Origin of the sequence: Flavobacterium covae, assembly GCF_001534645.1 — a bacterium.
Classification (GTDB): Bacteria; Bacteroidota; Bacteroidia; order Flavobacteriales; family Flavobacteriaceae; genus Flavobacterium; species Flavobacterium covae.
The window spans coordinates 3,304,302-3,321,600 of sequence record NZ_CP013992.1 but is presented as its reverse complement, the minus strand read 5'-3'; the positions used below and the strand labels follow the sequence as shown (position 1 = coordinate 3,321,600).

Sequence of the window (17,299 nt, the reverse complement as noted above, 5' to 3'; positions counted from 1 at the left end):
AGTTAATTCAAGTTGCTAGTTAATCGACTTATTTAATTGGAGTCCAAAAAACGAATAATGTTAGTTTTATAAGGAATCCATTTAATGTGACTGCATGTATTGTTCTAGGGAATAATTTTTTAATGTCACTTATTGTGGTTTCTACTTTTTTTCTCATTTTTAATTTTTCATTTTTTTGTTGTTCAGTATCAAATCTTTTTGAATTTGATTTTCGCTGTACTTTCAATAAAATACATTTTTCTTCTTTAGCAAAATCTTCTAATTTATAATTTGTATAAGCACTATCAGCGTATATTGATGCTTCAGCTGGCAATTTATCAATCATTTTCCCAATAGCCTTTCCATCTCCAGTTTTCCCTGGTGTAAAATGAAAAGCTATTGGGATTCCATTTTTTGTGGTAAGTAATTGTACTTTAACTCCATAAAAATAATTTCGCATACTTGCTGTATAACCTCTCCATTTCTTACCACTAACAATTTTACAATTCGCAATTCGCATATTATGACAAAATGCTACTGGAAATGAATCTATTATATATTGCATCTCACAACAAATATCTTTAAAATAAGAACTTATAATCTCAAATAACTCATATAGGATTGATCCAATTTTGTGTAACCTTCTGTTAAATCTACTTTTATCTAATATATCTGGAATAAATCCATATTGTTTCATAAATCGAATAGCTGAATCATGATTTCCATAAAAACTAGTCGATGAAACTAAGGCTGTCAGAATGATTTCACTATCACTTACTTTTCTTCTTATATCATCTTGATGATTAATTCCTTTTAAAATATCATCAATTAAACAAAAAATTGATATAATTTTGTCTTTGCAAAGCATTGGTGTTGTTTTTTGGTTCGCAAAACAAAATTACTTAACCTTTGCTTTGTTTTTTATAAATAGCAACTTGAATTATTTATTTTAAAAGTTGTTTTTAAATTATCTTTATTTACTATTTCTAATTGATAACTCCCATTAAAATGATTATCATTGTCTGATATGTCGTTAGTATCTTGAATGTTATCTTTGATAAATTTTTGATTTTTAGAAAGAACAAATTTTCCATTTGGCTCTATAGAAAATTGTGAATAAGACTCTATCTTAATCCCTTCTTCATCTTCAATTATTGATAATAGAAACAAATTTAGGTTTTCATTAATATAGAAATATTGTTTTTTTGCTACCAAAGCTTCTGCATAATTTTCTTCAATATTGATGAATTTTGAATCAACTTTACTTTTGTTCTTATAAGTAGCAACTTCTATACTTATAAAAATGTCAGCATCAGGGTTAGTTTGAGTATTTTTTGATAATCGAATACTTAATTCATCAATTTTGAATTCTTCATTTTTTTGTAATCCCAGCTAGAATATTTTTCATAATCAAAACTAATTTTTTTCAGTAGTTTTTTTCTGTCTAGTGGATTTGAAATAGATTTAAGTTCATCAACAAATCCGCTATTTGCAATAATCGAATCACCAATACTAAGATTTGTGGTTTGGCTTTGACTAGGGTTAACTTTTTCATTGTTTATTTTCTCACTTTTTTTACAACTACTAAAAAATGTTATAGTGAGTAATACTGAATAAAAAATATTTTTTTTCATTTTACTAAATTTATTTTAATAATGGTTGTAAAACGGCTTTATGATATTTCAAATTTTATTTTCTTTTAAACTCTTGCCAAATATTATCATAAAAACGTTCACTTTTAATATAAACTTTGTTGTTCTCCTTTTTAATAAAAAAGGCACTTTCATCTTTATTTTGTGTACAAATTCCTTCTCCAATATAGTTCAATTTCAAGTTCTCATTATTTTGACTAATTGAATACTCTCCCTCACAGTAAGCTTCCATTGAGTTTGAAGTTCCAATACTCAAGATAGTATTACTTTTAGAAAAATTAAAATTGAAAGTTATATCAATTGGATCGCCAGTTTCAACGGATGCTACTTTAGTTTTAATAAAGTAATCACCTTCTAATGAAAATTCTTTTGAAGCTAAAACTTTATTTGAAAATAGAATTTTATTTACATATTCACCATACCGTCCATCAGATTCATCTTTAAATTCTATAGTTTTTATTAATTCCCATCCTGTGCTACCAAACTTAAAAACATTTTCTTTATATGGAAATTTTGGATAATAAGGAATATCTAATTTTTTGCTATTATCTAGATATTTAGCTTCGATTAGGAAAATAAAAATTTCAAAATTCAGTTTTAAATCAGGAACTGTCATTTTATTAACTTTAGTCTCTATGTTTTCATCCTCGAAACTTAATTTACTAGATGGTTTTGGAATTAAATAAATTCCAATATTTCCAAAATTATTTTTAGCATCTGCTTTATAAATGCAACCATTATCTGGAATTGTTAGATAATCGCCATTATTTGTATATTCTCCACATTTTAGTATATCATCAAATTCAAAAGATTTTACATTTGTTATTGTATCTGTAACAATGTCTTTGTTTTGGTCTGAAAAAGAATCATTTTTGGAATCATTTTTTTTGCAAGAAATGATTAGTATTGTTGTTAAAAAGATTTTTAATAAGATTTTAATTTTATTCATAATTATAGTTTTTTTGTGTAATTCTTAGGTCTGAAATAACCTTTCCAACCTTTGTGTAAATTTAAAGCCTTCCCTTTTCTTTTATAAACAGCTACTCTTGAACATTCTGTTTTAGAATCACCTCCATTATTTTTATTTGTTGCTTCGTCTGCACTACCTCTTTTACCAATTGCTTCTAAAATAGTTACTAAATCGGATCTCACATCATAGTCATATACAATTCCGGTATGACCAACTCCATCGCTTCTTCGCCAAACAAAAATATCACCGTTTTGGGGTTTAAAGTCATCGTTTTGGCTATTTGCTACAAAATCAATATTCTGTGAACCAATCGCTGTTCTAAAATCTTTTTGGGTAGTCATATTCAGTGTTGATAGAAGTTTTACATCATTTGTAATGCCTAACTTATATAAGTATATGGCTACTGTTTCTGAACAATCTAATGCTTTTAATCCTTTTTCAGACATTGAATTTCTTACTCCAGCCTGACTATATGGGATATGTTTTGAAACCAATTGCTTCAAATCTTCTAAGACACCAGCCTCCGAATCAATTTTCTTTTCTTCTTTAATTAATCCACATTTAAAATCACTCTCTTTACTTTGTAAGCCTTCAGTAAAACTTGTTTTATATCTTGTTAAAATTTCAGAGCGTTGTATTTTACCATCATTATTATTTTCTTCATCAACACTTTTGTTAGCAATATAATTTTTATTGCTTTGTTCTTCTGTTTTGTTTTTTGGATTATTAAATCTCTGATATAGAACAAAATCGTCATCTTTGTTAATTCCAATAGGAGCAAATACTTGTAGATAAATATCTTCTGGTGTTTTTATCTTTTTGTGCCAATCATATAATTGGAAATATTTTTTTACATAATCCAATTGCTCAATATTAGTCATTAATGCTAATTTTCTTTTTGTTAAAGTTAATGAGTTTTCTTTGTTTAAGGCATCAATTGCTGCTTTTGTAAATTGAATTAATCCTACAGCTCCACTAAAATTTTTATCTAGTTTAAGTATGCTATCATTTGAGAGACCTCCATATTTTTTTCTTTTTTTTCCGTTTTTATCTGTGTAGCTAATTAATTCAATTTTTGAAGCTGAAAATGTTGAAGAAGTTTCAACTCTCATCACCGTCATTAATCCATTAGCCATTTCAATTTTCTTACTTTCTCCCCATAATTCTACACAAATTTGAACAACTTTTTTCCTAAAATCACAACTCACTTTATTACCCCATATCAAATCATACTGTTTACAAATACAATGGGTTTTTGTATTGTTTTTCGGATATTCCACCTTCGTTTTTCCTATAACAGCGGGGCTTTTTCCTTCGGGGATTTCAATGGTGTGGGGTTTGTCTCTTTGAGCGGTTCCTTGGGTTTCTGCCCAATCCCATATTTCGTCTATGGTTTCTGAAATGCTTCCAAATACTCCTTTCTCTTCTTTTTTACTCCTTGGTTTGTGCTCTGCCGGAAAATCTTTACTTTTTTATTTCTACGTTTGAGGTTGTGTGTATTGGTTTTGTAATATCGCTCCTTTTTCCGCACAAATTCTTGTCTTCTTTTTAAGGTTATATACCTGTGGGGCAAGGAAAATGTTGCCATTTTCCTTCTTCTATCTCAGTTATGTCCCCAATTGGTTTTTAGTTTGTAAAGGAGTGTTTGAATTAAAAATATAAATTTTATTTTATTCGAAATTTTCGATAATAAATGAAATATTTCTTCTTTCTATTTTAGCCAATTTACTTGTAACATCTTTGTAAAGAGGTTTATACCATTTTTGTTTACCAAAATAAGTTGCTAAATCTTTACTTTTAAAAATGTATCCGTGTCTAGCGAAAATTTCATTTTTAATAATTCTTATTTCAAATGCTGTAAACTTTTGGAGTTCTGAGAATATTAATTCTCTTTCTGATCCCTCAGGGTATTTTCCTTGTCCTTCAGCATAAAAATCCTTTTGCTCAGATTTTAAAATATTGCTTTCTGAGTCAAACGAATAGTTTGAAATAATTAATACGAAAAAAGATATATGTAAAAATAATGTTTTCATATTACTCAATATTTCCTGGATAAGCTACTCCGTCTCCATCAATTTTCGATTCTTCCCATTGTTTTTTAAAGTCTTTTAAATTATAAAAATTATGTTTTATAAATTCTTTTGAATATTTTCCTTCAGTTTTTCTACCTCCATCAAAGTTTTGTGCAAAAAAAACCATATTCGAAAATGGATCATAATCATTAGTGTTTAAGGCTATAAAATTTAAAATATTGGCAATTATCTCTGCTTTTTCAGAAATAGGCAACTCACTTTTGTCTATATATCTTAAGTATTCATCGTTTAAAAAATTAAAATATTCTTTTTTATTTTCTTTTTCATTAATTATGTCTAGAGTTTCTTTATGAAAAACTAATTTTTCATCACAGGTTTTATGCCATAATAATTTATTAATTTCTTCAATATTTGAATTTTTTATGATTTTTTGGTTGTCAAAAACAAATTCTAACAGTTGTTTGTCTTTTACATATCCGAAAGTTTTTACTAAAGATTCTAAAAAGTATTTATCGTTTTTTTGTAACCATACAAATGATTCATTATTGTCATTGAATAAATATTTATTACGATTAATCGTTATTTTATTATTGATTTCCTGTTCTATTTTTAAATCATTAATTTCATACCAATATTCTATACTACAATTATCTCCATTTTTATTTTTGAATGATTTTTGGAGTTTTTTTTCTTCTTGATAAAGTTTAGGATATAGTGATTTATAATCTATAATTTCTGGTAAATAATGAAAATCAAAAATTAACTTATGCGCTTTACTAACATAAACTCCTTTATTATCAATGTTATTTATAGGTAATAAATTTAATTTTCTATCACATATATCAAAAAAATTAAAATATAATATTTTTTTATCTGACTTAAAATCAATAGTCCTATTGAATATTAATTTTATTTTATTTGAAAATTCTTCTTCCGTTAATCTCTTAAATTTATTTGATTCTAAAAGGGTTGATTCTAAATTTGAACAAGCTTCTAAATCATTCATATCAAAGCTATTTTTAGGTAGTTCTACACCTGCCTCATCTAGATATTGTTTCGCTCCTTTTTTTAATTGTTTATTTAATATATCTTCTATCATTTTTATTTTGTTTACAGAAATATTTGAATCTTGGATTTCACTATCTTTATTTGTATTATTATTCTTACAGTTCAAAAATTGAAAAGTAACTAATAGGATTAAAAATTTTATTATTTTATTCATTTTATTTTTTTTATCTTGATGAACTATTAGAATTTTCTTCTTCAACGTCATAAACAGGTAATTTTTTTTCATTTTCCTTAGGATTATAATTCTTTGGTTTCATAATCGCGAAAATGTCTTTACTATTTTTTGAAGCACTACCCAAACAAATTTTTTGTCCTCCTGTTACTTTTGAACCTTGATTACCTCCTAAATATATATATTTTTCACCTGTTTTATTCTCTCCTACAATTATAGCAACATGAGAGAAAGAAAACACAATTACTGCTCCAACGAAAACTTCACTTTTCTCTCCATTTATCCAGCCATCTTTTGTTGAATTTCCTTTAATTCTTAAATTTCCCTCTTCTGCCCAATCAAATGCTCCTACATTTCCTTTTTCATTTGTATCTTTATATTCTGTGTGTTGAAAACACCAATGAACAAATGTAGCACACCAAGCATCTTTGTAAGTTAAACTTGGAGAACCTGAAAGTTTAAAATATTCAGAAATTCTTTCCTTTAACGGGCTTTCTTTTTCTGTTATCCCTTTGTATTTCTCGAATTCTTCGAATGCAACATCTACCCAAGGGGCACGTTCTTTATTATTACTTATAATTTCTTTTTCATCAATACATTTTCCTTTAAAAATATGATTTTTACCTAAATAAAATCCTTCATCTTTTAAAACCTGTTCAATTTCTTTTATTGTTGTTTTTCCTCCTATAAAACCAGGTCTACTTTCATACTTTTGTCTAGTGTAAACCCATTTTTTCCGTTTTTCTTTTTCTCCCTTTTCTGTTAAAAATTTTGGATTTGATGAATATCCATACTTAGTTACCCAAGGTTCTCTATTTATATTTATTTGGCGCTGCGCTGCATTTGTTTTACTACCATCTCCATCAGGAACACTTATGCTTTCATCAAAAACAGCATAATTAGGATCATTACCTTTTCCCACAGCACTTGGTTTCATTACTAATAAATACATATCTGTCATAGTATTTAGCTCATCTTTTCTTTTCATAAAGTAAGCTTTTACATAATCCATTTGTTTTATAAAAGTCATCTTCTTTAATTCAGCCCTTGTTGTACCTACTCCCTTAGCTGCTGCATCATTAAATTGAATTAAGCCTGAGAAACCTATACCATTATCAGCTGAGGGGCTAAATGTTTTATTTGTCTCAATGTACATTATAGACATTAGCTGGCTCGCTTTTTCTTTTTTATTTTTTTCTCCCCAAAGTTCTTGACAAACTTCAAGCACTTTTTTTCTTTGGTCACAAGTTAATTTATCACTCCAATAAAATTGGTTCTCTTCTTGTTTACAAAAGCACCCTCCTTTCTTTTCCTCTTTTTTCTCCACCTTCATTTTTCCTATAACAGCGGGGCTTTTTCCTTCGGGGATTTCAATGGTGTGGGGTTTGTCTCTTTGAGCGGTTCCTTGGGTTTCTGCCCAATCCCATATTTCGTCTATGGTTTCTGAAATGCTTCTAAATACTCCTTTCTCTTCTTTTTTACTCCTTGGTTTGTGCTCTGCCGGAAAATCTTTACTTTTTTATTTCTACGTTTGAGGTTGTGTGTATTGGTTTTGTAATATCGCTCCTTTTTCCGCACAAATTCTTGTCTTCTTTTTAAGGTTATATACCTGTGGGGCAAGGAAAATGTTACAAGAGGCTATCCAATAATTTTAGGATAGCCTCTAACTTATTTTGATACAATTCTTGATTTGTGTACATAACCTTGTTCACCTATTGGTGTAACAACCAACCACCAATCTTTGTCGCTTTTGTCTAAAACATATAACTCGCTACCATTATTAAGTTTTGTGATTATTTCTGAATTTGCATTTTTACCTTTTCTTAAATTAGTGTAACCATCTTTGTCATTAATTAAATACAATTCATCGGTGTTTTCCTCACCATTATTCATTTCAAAGTGTTCACTGGCTTTCTTTACATTTTCAAAGTCAAAATATGACTGTTTTTTTAAAATTTCTTTCATAGATGGATTTTGAACAAACATATTGTTTAAAAGTGCATATCCTTTATTCCCTGACACAAAATCTCCAGTAGATAAATCTAATTGAATACTTATTAAAGTTGCTATGGCTTTGTCAGCATATGCGTTAAATGGCTTTTTGATTGTTTCTCTATTTGAAATTACATAACTAGTTAAGTCAAATAAAAAGTCTGGTTTCTTTTTGCCTATTTCTGCAAGTGTATTTTTTCTTATATTTTCATTTTTATTTATGTCATTATACCATATTAATGAATTTTTAAATTCAACAGGATAATCATCTATGTCTTTTAAAGTTGAAATTAATTTATTTTTAATAGATTCATTTTTTTCATAATTAAAATAGACATAGATATCTTCTAGTGAAGTTTTGTCATTTAAAATGTAGCTTAATACAGAAATGTCATCATTTAATAAAAGTTTATTATACAGAATAAAATTATCTTCATTACTTCTTTCATCAGTAAGCATTGATTTAAGTGGATCACCTGCGCCATCAATTTTACCCCTATCTAAAATGTAAAAATCTATAAAATTATCTTTTCTCATAATACTATAGATATTGTGAATATTTGTTTCTGCTCCTTTTAATCTTGGATTAACATCATCATACTCCGATTCATCAATATCTACACCAAATAACTCTTGTATTCTTTTTTTAAACTCAATATTATCTAAAGTTTTAAAATTTTCATCCTTAAGAAATTTTACCATCAATGGAGCATAATTATTATAAAGAGTATCTTCGTATTTTTTATTCATATTATTTGAATTTGTCTCAGAGTTTTTTTTACTTAAATTGTTATCCTTACAGCCTATTATTGACATTATTATAAGACTTAGAAATAGTATTTTTTTCATGTTTTTTTTTAATTATTGTTTTGCTTTCTTGGAATAGGTTCTTAAATAGTCTTTAGAATCAGAAGTCATACCATATTTTTCATAAGCTTTTTCTATATCATTTGTTTCTTCTACATAAACATATATTTTTTTAGAACTCTTACTCTTATAATTTTGTACTAATTCTTTCATATCTTTATTATAAACTCTTACACAACCATAAGTAACCATTAATGCTCCATTGTCATTATATTCTTTTTTACTATTCCCAACTGTATGACCGCAATGTATTGCGATTCCAGCTCTACCTTTATTAGTAGCTTTTAAAGCATCACCACTTATTCCGCTTACTTTTATTAGACCATAATCTCCATAACTTGATTCACCAATATGAACCTTTTCATACCAAGATGACCATAGTCCAGTAGGAGTACTTCCTTTTCCTTCAGGTATTAAAATAGCGTTGTTTTTTGTTCCCATAGCTAAAGCATATCCCTTTTGAATAATACCAGTATTGTCGAAAAAAATAAATAATCCCTCTTTACGTCTATCACTAGGAACGATAACATCTATGTAACAAGTATTAGATTCGGCCTTGTATTTTTTGTCATATGTTTCAAAGATATTTTTTACATCACTTGCTTTACCTAATTTACATTCTTCAATTTTAAAGACTCTTGATGTTGTTTTGTCAAACATTTTCTTTTTCTCTTTGTGGTTTGTGGAAGGGTTTCCATTTTCATCTTTTATAGCTACGTCATTACCCACTTTTGAACAAATTTTCCCGATGACATCTTTAGTAAGATTTGCCTTAGTGTTTAGATTTTTCCATTTCCAAAATGCCATAGAAGATAGAACAGCGATAGATGTATTAGATACAACTAAATCGGGATTTCTAATGATATCTACACCTTCTTTTTTAGTATAGGTGTTAGCGTATTCATATGCGGTTCTTCCAGTTAGTTGTAATAATCCTTTTCCTCTAAAATTCCAACCATCATTGTCTTGAGTATTTCCTATTTCTTTACCTTTACTAAATTTATAACTATATGCCCAGTTAGCAATTTTCTTTTGATTTTCTAATGTTACACCTGGTAATTTTGGTTTAATACTAGGTCTTCCCCATATTCTAGCATTTTGTTTACCTTCGGATGTTTGAAAAGCACTAAATGTGGTAATTAAAATTTCCCAATACCAATTAAAGTTTTCGCCTCCACTTACATGTAAGCTAGGGCCAGATTCTATAAGTGCTTGAGCAAAGAAATGAGCTTTGTTCCAGCAAGTGTTCATACCAAGCTCTTTCATATACTTATTATAGGTTGCTGCTACTTTAGTCAAGGTTATTTGATCCGCTTGTGAAAATATTTGTCTAAGTTCAGCTACGGTTATGTCCTTATCTCAATTAGGGCATTTACCTACTGCTTTCTTTTCCTCTTTTTTCTCCACCTTCGTTTTTCCTATAACAGCAGGGCTTTTTCCTTCGGGGATTTCAATGGTGTGGGGTTTGTCTCTTTGAGCGATTCCTTGGGTTTCTGCCCAATCCCATATTTCGTCTATGGTTTCTGAAATGCTTCTAAATATTCCTTTCTCTTCTTTTTTACTCCTTGGTTTGTGCTCTGCCGGAGAACCTTTATTTTTTTATTTCTACGTTTGAGGTTGTGTGTTTTTGTTTTGTAATATCGCTCCTTTTTCTGTACAAATCCTTGTCTTCTTTAATATTTTCACCCGAATTAATTTTAGTCACTACGTTTGAATTAGTTGATTTTTTTCTCTTAAATTAGTATATCCATCTTTATCATAAATTTTATTAGACTTGTATTTGAGATTAAGAAATTTTATAATTTCATCAATCTTAGATTCTTCAATTAAATAGGTATCAACATTACTTTTTTCATTTTTTCCAATTTTTGCTGTAGTTTTGTATCATTCGCAATTTGCAGTAAATCTTTTGAAACTATATAATTAAGTTGAACTATTGTTTTTACAGCATCCAAATCTTCTTGAGTAATTGCTTTTTTTATTAAATCATCATAGAAAATTTCTAGATTGTTTTTTTGTTTAAAAAATATGCTAACCAACTACTGTTAACATATCTATTACAACCAATGGATGTAGAATTATTAATTAAATCTTCAAGCATACTACCATCCAATCCTTCCTCTAAAATGTATTTCTTTTCGTATAGTTTTAGCTTTTTTCCAAATTCTTTTATTTCATTGTTTTTTGTCGATTCTATATCATTTGGAGTAAAATTTATTTGAGATCCTTCATTGAATAAATTGCCAAATTCAATCGAACTTTCTTGATTTTCTAAACTGTTACTTTCTTGATTATTAAGTTTAGATGTGTCTTCCTTATTTGAATCGTGCGAATTATTTGTTGTATCATTATCTTTTTTGCAAGAAAAACACGTAACTATTAGTGCTAGATAAATGAATTTTTTCATTGTCTTTTTAGTTTATAAGAATGTAGAGAAAAAACGACATAATAGCTGTTTTTTTATTTACTTTGATACAATTCTTGATTTGTGAACATATCCTTCTTTGTTGTCTTTTGTTTTTATATATAACCAATCTTGATTTTCATTATTTATTATGTCTATATGTTCACCAGATTTAACTTGACCGATTATAAACCCTGCTGACATAGCGTCATCTCTTAGATTACATGAACCATCCTTGTCATAAATATAATAATTGTATTCTTTTCTTAATAAACTAAGAATTTCTGTAGCTTTTGAATTTTTGATTTCGTAAGGTATTGGTTCTCCGTCTTCACCTATTCCGTTTTTTTCATCTATAATTCTTTTATTTGATAAATAATTTTCATAAGATTCAGTAGCTAATTTTAATTCTTGTTTTGATATTTTATAATCATAATTCAGTATAATTTTTACAACATTAAAATCTTCTTGATTAATTGCAGATTCTAGAGGTTTTTTTAAATTATTTTGCAAATTATATTTTTTCACAAAATAATTAAACCATTCACTATCTATACTATATTCCCTATGTTCGAAAGTTTTATCATTAATTAGTCGAAGCAAATTATCTGGTTCAAAATTTTTATTTTGGCTTTCGAATTTATTTAATTTTATTTTAAATTCTTTTTGCTCCTCGGTAAAAGGCTTTTCAATTTCTTTAGGAGAAAATTTTGTGATTCCTTCATCGAAAATTTCTCCAAAACTAATCAGGTTATTATTCATTTCTAAGTTATTATTATTTGTTTTGTTAATGCTATCTATGGTTTCTTTTGGGTTTACTTCGATCTTTTTAGTATCATTAGAATTTTCATTTTTGCAAGAGATATTTGTTACAATACATAATATGTAAATAAGTTTTTTCATCTGTATTTTTATTTTAATTTTTTTAATAACTCTAAATCATTTTTAATTTCTTCCTTTTTTTTAGAATCCTTTTCTTTGCATAGTTTACATTCGTAAATTTTTATATAATCTTTTTTAACACCCTCAAATAATTCTTTTACTTTTTTCTTATAATCGTCGGTTGCACTTAATCCTCCCTGTGCTTTTCCTGTTGCATATGGTCCATTTTTTCCTGTGTCTTCTAATCCAGTTGTAAAATCATCTATGGTTTTAGAATCATCAAATAAAGACTTATATGCATCATTAAAGTTACTTTCTAACAAATCTATATATCCTTTAAAACCAGCATCCTCAGATGAAAAATTGGCAAATTTCTCTCCTTTCACAGACACGTACTTCCCGTTTTTTAATGTTTCATGAGTATCCATTGCAACTTGACCTAAATCTCCACTCCCTTTAATATTCATTGGATTGTTTCCTATAACATTTTTTGTAAAACCATTTTCTTGACGTCGTTGTGCTACCATATATAATGCTTTAAATTTATTTGCATTAGATTTTTTTGTAATATAGTCAATAGTTTTAGTTCCAAATGAATTGTAAAAATCCTCTCTTTTCTTCACAGGAGGATCTAAACTTTTACATTTACAGCTGTTTATCTCAGGTAATAAATCCACTAAAACGTAAGTATTTATTTCTTTTGTGTAACTTGATTCAGCTACTGCAATATCATCTGTGCTGGAATATCCTCGTCTACCATAAATTCCTGTTAATTCTGGTATAATTGTTTCTAAGTAATTATTAATACAATGATATTTATTTTTGTAAGTTTTTTTCTGCTCGACGGTTAAAGCCGTAAAACTTGAATGATAAGCTCCTTTGACACCTCTTATGCCTATACAACCAATTAGTGTACGAGAATCCCAAGGATCAATTGAAATGGAACTTCTATTACCTAGAGACATATCTCCATTTTGATATTCATTTTTGAAATCTTTTATTTTTGTAAAATTTCTTGGAATATTGTCAACAATTCTATATCTATAACTTGTTTTTCCACTATCGTTTGTTCCAATCTTGTATTTTAAACGATAAAGTTTATCAATTACGTTGGGAGGTATTGGACCACCATCCCCATAGTTGAGATTGTTACGTTTTGTATGCCTTGCCACTTCTAAAACTGTCGATTCAGCATTTTCATGAGTATTGAATTTTATATCTTGTTTAAGTTTTTTTACTGCTTCACCAACTGTATTACCTCTATAAATATAGGCTTTGTACGTAGGAAATGCACTTTTTACTTTTCCTTTTACTTTAATTTTTTTACAATAAATTTTATTGTCTATTATATGCTCCTCTATTCCATTATAACCTCCAAAATCAGGATAAGAAACAATATCACCATTTTTATCCACTTCTATTTCAGTTGCAATTTCACTGGTTATGTATATTACTGCTTCTTCGCCATTTCCTATCACAGGTTTAAATTTCTCTTTCTTCTCCACCTTCGTTTTTCCCATAACAGCGGGGCTTTTTCCTTCGGGGATTTCAATGGTGTGGGGTTTGTCTCTTTGAGCGGTTCCTTGGGTTTCTGCCCAATCCCATATTTCGTCTATGGTTTCTGAAATGCTTCTAAATACTCCTTTCTCTTCTTTTTTACTCCTTGGTTTGTGCTCTGCCGGAAAATCTTTACTTTTTTATTTCTACGTTTGAGGTTGTGTGTATTGGTTTTGTAATATCGCTCCTTTTTCCGCACAAATTCTTGTCTTCTTTTTAAGGTTATATACCTGTGGGGCAAGGAAAATGTTGCCATTTTCCTTCTTCTATCTCAGTTATGTCCCCAATTGGTTTTTAGTTTGTAAAGGAGCGTGTAGTACAAAACGGCGTTGAGCCGTTTTTATTTATTATCTTAAAAAGATAGACTATTTATTGATTGTCAAAATTAGTAATAGATTACTTAGTCTTAAGTATTGTGCCGTCTTTTTTTACTTGATATTTTTCCAATATTTTTTTTGTTAATGTATTATATTTAATATCATAAACAACTATTGATAAATCCTTTTCAAAAACAAAAGATTGATAGCTCTCATTCTCAGGCATAGCGTAACCTATAGATGCGCTTGAAATTATTTTATCATTTCTTACTGATATTAATGTTTGTGAATCAGAATCACCATATGTACAATATATATAATTTTTGAAGTCCAAGTTACCATTGTTGATTTTAAAAATTTTATCAGGACTATCTTCTGAATTTCCTGAAATCAACTTTTTAACGTTCTCTAATTCATTACCTTCCAAAAATGGATATTTTTCTTTGCACTTTTTTTCATTGTTCCCACATAATTTAGTCATTTCTTCAAAATTAAAAGGGAGATTTACCATTTCTGAAGCACTTATTGTATTATTTTGAATGTTATTAGAATTATTTAATTCTCTCCATTCAGATAACGAAATCATATTTCCTTCTATAGGTTCTAATACTTTAATATTTTCGCAATTCCCTTTTTCTACATTAAAAGTAAAGTATGTTTCAAATCTAATATCTGAATTATAACCAGTTTTAATTTGATAAAATGTTTTATTTTCTACAACTAAACTGTCAGACATTAGCGATATACCTTTTTTATGATTAGATATAGAATCAATGAAGTGATTTTGTTTTACAACTTCATTTAATCCTAAAATTTCATTTTGTGCTTGATTTAAATTGCAATTATTGGAAATTGGAAATTTATTAATATTGCTTTGTTTTTTTTCCTCTGTCTTTTTACAGTTTATGAAAAGAAGTAAAAATGAACTAAGAATGAATAATTTCTTCATATTTATTTTAATTTATTTAATAATTCAATGTCTTTTTTGATTTCTTCAATCTTTGATGAATAAGATTGGCATTTAAGTTTGCACTCGAGCCATTTTTGATAGTCGCGCACTACACCTTTGAAAATATTTTTTACAGATATTTTATAATTACTTGCAGTAGCAAAAGAACCTAATTTTCCTTTGTCTTGCAATCCTATTAAAAAATCATCAATAGTTTTAGAATCGTCCATAATTGCCACATAAGCTTCTTTGTAATTTGTTTTTAACAAATCAACATATCCCATAAATCCCTTCTCCACACTTGAGAAATTTGCAAATCCATCCTTAATAGGTATTTTTTTACCATTTACTTCTTCATGTGTATTATAAGCTTTACTTCCTAAATCCCCTTTCCCTTTAATATTCATTGGATTGTTGTTTGGAACTTCTTTATCAAAACCATTTTCTTGACGTCTTTGAGCGACCATATATAACCCTTTAAATTTATTTGACTTCCCAAAATTTTTTACTGTTTTTATTGCAGTATTTCCAAATTCTTCATAAAATTCGTATCGGGTTTTTTCAAATATTTTACAAGTTGTACAATTTGAATTGTTTGCTTGGGGTTTCTTTATTGTGAAAGACGCTAAGCAGTTACATACATTTTTAAAACCTAACTCTTGAGCTAAAAGCACTATACTTTTTCCATTTAAACCATTAGAGTCTTTGCAAAAGTATTTGTCATCAAGATAAATAGATTTAAATTCTCTAACATCAATATGTATCCAACTAAATGTATGATCATATCTAACATTTCCTTTTTTATCATACAATAAATCAATTGGTTCTATTGAAAATTTATCCTCGTCTGGCCAATTTTTCTGAGCACCTAAATACTTTATATAAAATTCATCTCTTATATCTCTTAGTTTTGGCAAGTTACTTTTGTTCTCATATCTGATTGGTTCGGAATTTTCACTAAACTGAATATCAATTGCTTTTCCCTGATGATTTGTCGTATTGTAATTTTTGAAACGACACCTGTATCCAGATGATATAAGATCTATAGTGTACATTGTTTGTTTGCTAAAATAAAATTTCAATGCTTTGATTCCAAAAAGCAAACTTCTATGTATTCCTGGATATTCATAATTATGATTTGCTTCACTATGGGGTGTATCTTTATATGTTCCTTTTCCTGTATGATCGCCAAAACCAGTGCATTTGTTTAATTCTTTTATTTTTCTTAGCTTAGAAGTTGTTTGTTGCCCTTTGGTTGAACAACTACACTTTAATTGGTTCCAAAAAGTTACACCTATATCAAACTTAGTAGAAAAATCATCAATCGCTCTCAACACATTACCACAAACCTTTCCCGTTTCAGGAACTTTCATATAATCACGTTGAAATTGCTTAATCATTTTTTCAGTACGCTCTGTGAATTCATCCGTTGGAACATTTCCACCAAAACCAGCTAAACGAATATTAATTTCTCGTATGAGTTCACTTTTATCTCCTTTTTTGATACAATATCTCTCACCACAATCTGTACCCCTAGATGATGCTCTCTCCACCTTCGTTTTTCCTATAACAGCAGGGCTTTTTCCTTCGGGGATTTCAATGGTGTGGGGTTTGTCTCTTTGAGCGGTTCCTTGGGTTTCTGCCCAATCCCATATTTCGTCTATGGTTTCTGAAATGCTTCTAAATACTCCTTTCTCTTCTTTTTTACTCCTAGGTTTGTGCTCTGCCGGAGAACCTTTGGCTTTTTTAATTGCCGTGGGTTGTGATGGTTTTTTATTTTCTGTGGGGGATGGATTTTTTATTTCTACGTTTGAGGTTGTGTGTTTTTTGGTTTTGTAATATTCTACTGTTACATAAAATTCTAGTTCTCGTATGTCTGTCTCGCCTTCCATGGCTTTTTTCATTAATGCTTTGGTTAGCATAAAGTCTACTTCTGCATCTCCGTATAGGTCTACTTTTGCTTTTTTGGTATCAATGAGTTGGTTGGTTGTATTGTGTCCGCTGCCTTTTGCATCGTCTTCCCATAAGGTAAATAGGACTTCTTTGTTAAACATATTTATGCAATGGGCTTTGGCTCGTAGTTTTTCTGTAAAACTAAAAACACTGCCTTTGCTATCGTCTACGTAGTTTAGGTCTACTTTGCAGATTTTCGGGATTTTGCTGGCTTTGGGGGTTATGATTAATCCGCCTCCTTCGGGTTGGTATAAATACCCTTCTAATCGGTAGGTCTCTCCTACTGAGGATTCGCCAAAGGTAAAACTGCTGTCTCCTTTTTTCTTAATATGGGTGGTGGTAAATCTACCATCGCTTCTTTTTTTGAATAGTTCCCAGGTAACCTTTGCTTGTTCTCTTTCGGATATCGGGGTATTAGGGTACCATTCGGATATGTGATAGGTGTATTTTTCGCCTACTGTCGGCGAGGTTACTCCTGATATTGCGGATATGCCTTTTTTCATT

Annotated in this window: 14 protein-coding genes and 1 pseudogene; all 15 read right to left on the bottom strand. The window is 28.8% G+C overall.

Features of this window, described 5'->3' with window-relative positions; all coding sequences use genetic code 11:
• Window positions 1-15: 15 nt before the first annotated feature.
• The 15 genes and pseudogenes from AWN65_RS14485 to AWN65_RS14410 all read right to left on the bottom strand — a co-directional run bounded on the left by AWN65_RS14485 (window position 16) and on the right by AWN65_RS14410 (window position 17,298).
• A pseudogene (locus AWN65_RS14485) lies at window positions 16-847 on the bottom strand (IS982 family transposase).
• Window positions 848-900: 53 nt separating this feature from the next.
• Entirely contained in the window at window positions 901-1,149 is a 249-nt protein-coding gene (locus AWN65_RS14480) for a hypothetical protein (RefSeq protein ID WP_145902576.1), read from the bottom strand.
• Between the two features lie 179 nt (window positions 1,150-1,328).
• A complete protein-coding gene (locus tag AWN65_RS14475; protein WP_060383780.1) occupies window positions 1,329-1,613 on the bottom strand; it encodes a hypothetical protein in 285 nt (94 codons plus the stop codon).
• 55 nt (window positions 1,614-1,668) lie between these two features.
• Entirely contained in the window at window positions 1,669-2,580 is a 912-nt protein-coding gene (locus tag AWN65_RS14470; RefSeq protein WP_060383779.1) for a hypothetical protein, read from the bottom strand.
• 2 nt (window positions 2,581-2,582) lie between these two features.
• Window positions 2,583-3,881 (bottom strand): CHAP domain-containing protein, encoded by a 1,299-nt coding sequence (locus AWN65_RS14465; protein WP_145902575.1) that lies wholly within the window; start codon window positions 3,879-3,881, stop codon window positions 2,583-2,585.
• A gap of 390 nt (window positions 3,882-4,271) precedes the next feature.
• Complete coding sequence (locus tag AWN65_RS14460) at window positions 4,272-4,634, bottom strand: YARHG domain-containing protein (RefSeq protein ID WP_060383777.1); 363 nt, start codon at window positions 4,632-4,634, stop codon at window positions 4,272-4,274.
• Window position 4,635: 1 nt separating this feature from the next.
• A complete protein-coding gene (locus tag AWN65_RS14455; protein ID WP_145902574.1) occupies window positions 4,636-5,856 on the bottom strand; it encodes a hypothetical protein in 1,221 nt (406 codons plus the stop codon).
• 10 nt (window positions 5,857-5,866) lie between these two features.
• Window positions 5,867-7,207 (bottom strand): C40 family peptidase, encoded by a 1,341-nt coding sequence (locus AWN65_RS14450; RefSeq protein WP_060383775.1) that lies wholly within the window; start codon window positions 7,205-7,207, stop codon window positions 5,867-5,869.
• 335 nt (window positions 7,208-7,542) lie between these two features.
• On the bottom strand, window positions 7,543-8,715 hold the full coding sequence (locus AWN65_RS14445) for an SH3 domain-containing protein (RefSeq protein ID WP_081078465.1): 1,173 nt from the start codon (window positions 8,713-8,715) through the stop codon (window positions 7,543-7,545).
• A 12-nt stretch (window positions 8,716-8,727) separates the two neighbouring features.
• A complete protein-coding gene (locus tag AWN65_RS14440) occupies window positions 8,728-10,032 on the bottom strand; it encodes a L,D-transpeptidase family protein (RefSeq protein WP_060383773.1) in 1,305 nt (434 codons plus the stop codon).
• Window positions 10,033-10,735: 703 nt separating this feature from the next.
• Entirely contained in the window at window positions 10,736-11,140 is a 405-nt protein-coding gene (locus AWN65_RS14430) for a hypothetical protein (RefSeq protein ID WP_060383771.1), read from the bottom strand.
• A 57-nt stretch (window positions 11,141-11,197) separates the two neighbouring features.
• Window positions 11,198-12,040 (bottom strand): SH3 domain-containing protein, encoded by an 843-nt coding sequence (locus AWN65_RS14425; protein WP_060383770.1) that lies wholly within the window; start codon window positions 12,038-12,040, stop codon window positions 11,198-11,200.
• 8 nt (window positions 12,041-12,048) lie between these two features.
• Entirely contained in the window at window positions 12,049-13,539 is a 1,491-nt protein-coding gene (locus tag AWN65_RS14420) for a hypothetical protein (protein WP_060383769.1), read from the bottom strand.
• 433 nt (window positions 13,540-13,972) lie between these two features.
• Window positions 13,973-14,842: a hypothetical protein gene (locus AWN65_RS14415; RefSeq protein ID WP_060383768.1), complete on the bottom strand. Its 870-nt coding sequence runs from the start codon at window positions 14,840-14,842 to the stop codon at window positions 13,973-13,975.
• 2 nt (window positions 14,843-14,844) lie between these two features.
• Window positions 14,845-17,298, bottom strand: coding sequence for a hypothetical protein (locus AWN65_RS14410; protein WP_060383767.1), 2,454 nt, complete (start codon window positions 17,296-17,298; stop codon window positions 14,845-14,847).
• Between the last annotated feature and the right edge of the window lies 1 nt (window position 17,299).

What these genes read in the sequence shown, in the direction of transcription:
- AWN65_RS14475 (WP_060383780.1), bottom strand. Translation starts at nt 1,613, where the DNA reads ATGAAAAAAAATATTTTTTATTCAGTATTACTCACTATAACATTTTTT.
- AWN65_RS14455 (WP_145902574.1), bottom strand. Translation starts at nt 5,856, where the DNA reads ATGAATAAAATAATAAAATTTTTAATCCTATTAGTTACTTTTCAATTT.
- AWN65_RS14450 (WP_060383775.1), bottom strand. Translation starts at nt 7,207, where the DNA reads ATGAAGGTGGAGAAAAAAGAGGAAAAGAAAGGAGGGTGCTTTTGTAAA.
- AWN65_RS14445 (WP_081078465.1), bottom strand. Translation starts at nt 8,715, where the DNA reads ATGAAAAAAATACTATTTCTAAGTCTTATAATAATGTCAATAATAGGC.
- AWN65_RS14415 (WP_060383768.1), bottom strand. Translation starts at nt 14,842, where the DNA reads ATGAAGAAATTATTCATTCTTAGTTCATTTTTACTTCTTTTCATAAAC.
- AWN65_RS14420 (WP_060383769.1), bottom strand. Translation starts at nt 13,539, where the DNA reads ATGGGAAAAACGAAGGTGGAGAAGAAAGAGAAATTTAAACCTGTGATA.
- AWN65_RS14460 (WP_060383777.1), bottom strand. Translation starts at nt 4,634, where the DNA reads ATGAAAACATTATTTTTACATATATCTTTTTTCGTATTAATTATTTCA.
- AWN65_RS14410 (WP_060383767.1), bottom strand. Translation starts at nt 17,298, where the DNA reads ATGAAAAAAGGCATATCCGCAATATCAGGAGTAACCTCGCCGACAGTA.
- AWN65_RS14470 (WP_060383779.1), bottom strand. Translation starts at nt 2,580, where the DNA reads ATGAATAAAATTAAAATCTTATTAAAAATCTTTTTAACAACAATACTA.
- AWN65_RS14425 (WP_060383770.1), bottom strand. Translation starts at nt 12,040, where the DNA reads ATGAAAAAACTTATTTACATATTATGTATTGTAACAAATATCTCTTGC.
- AWN65_RS14430 (WP_060383771.1), bottom strand. Translation starts at nt 11,140, where the DNA reads ATGAAAAAATTCATTTATCTAGCACTAATAGTTACGTGTTTTTCTTGC.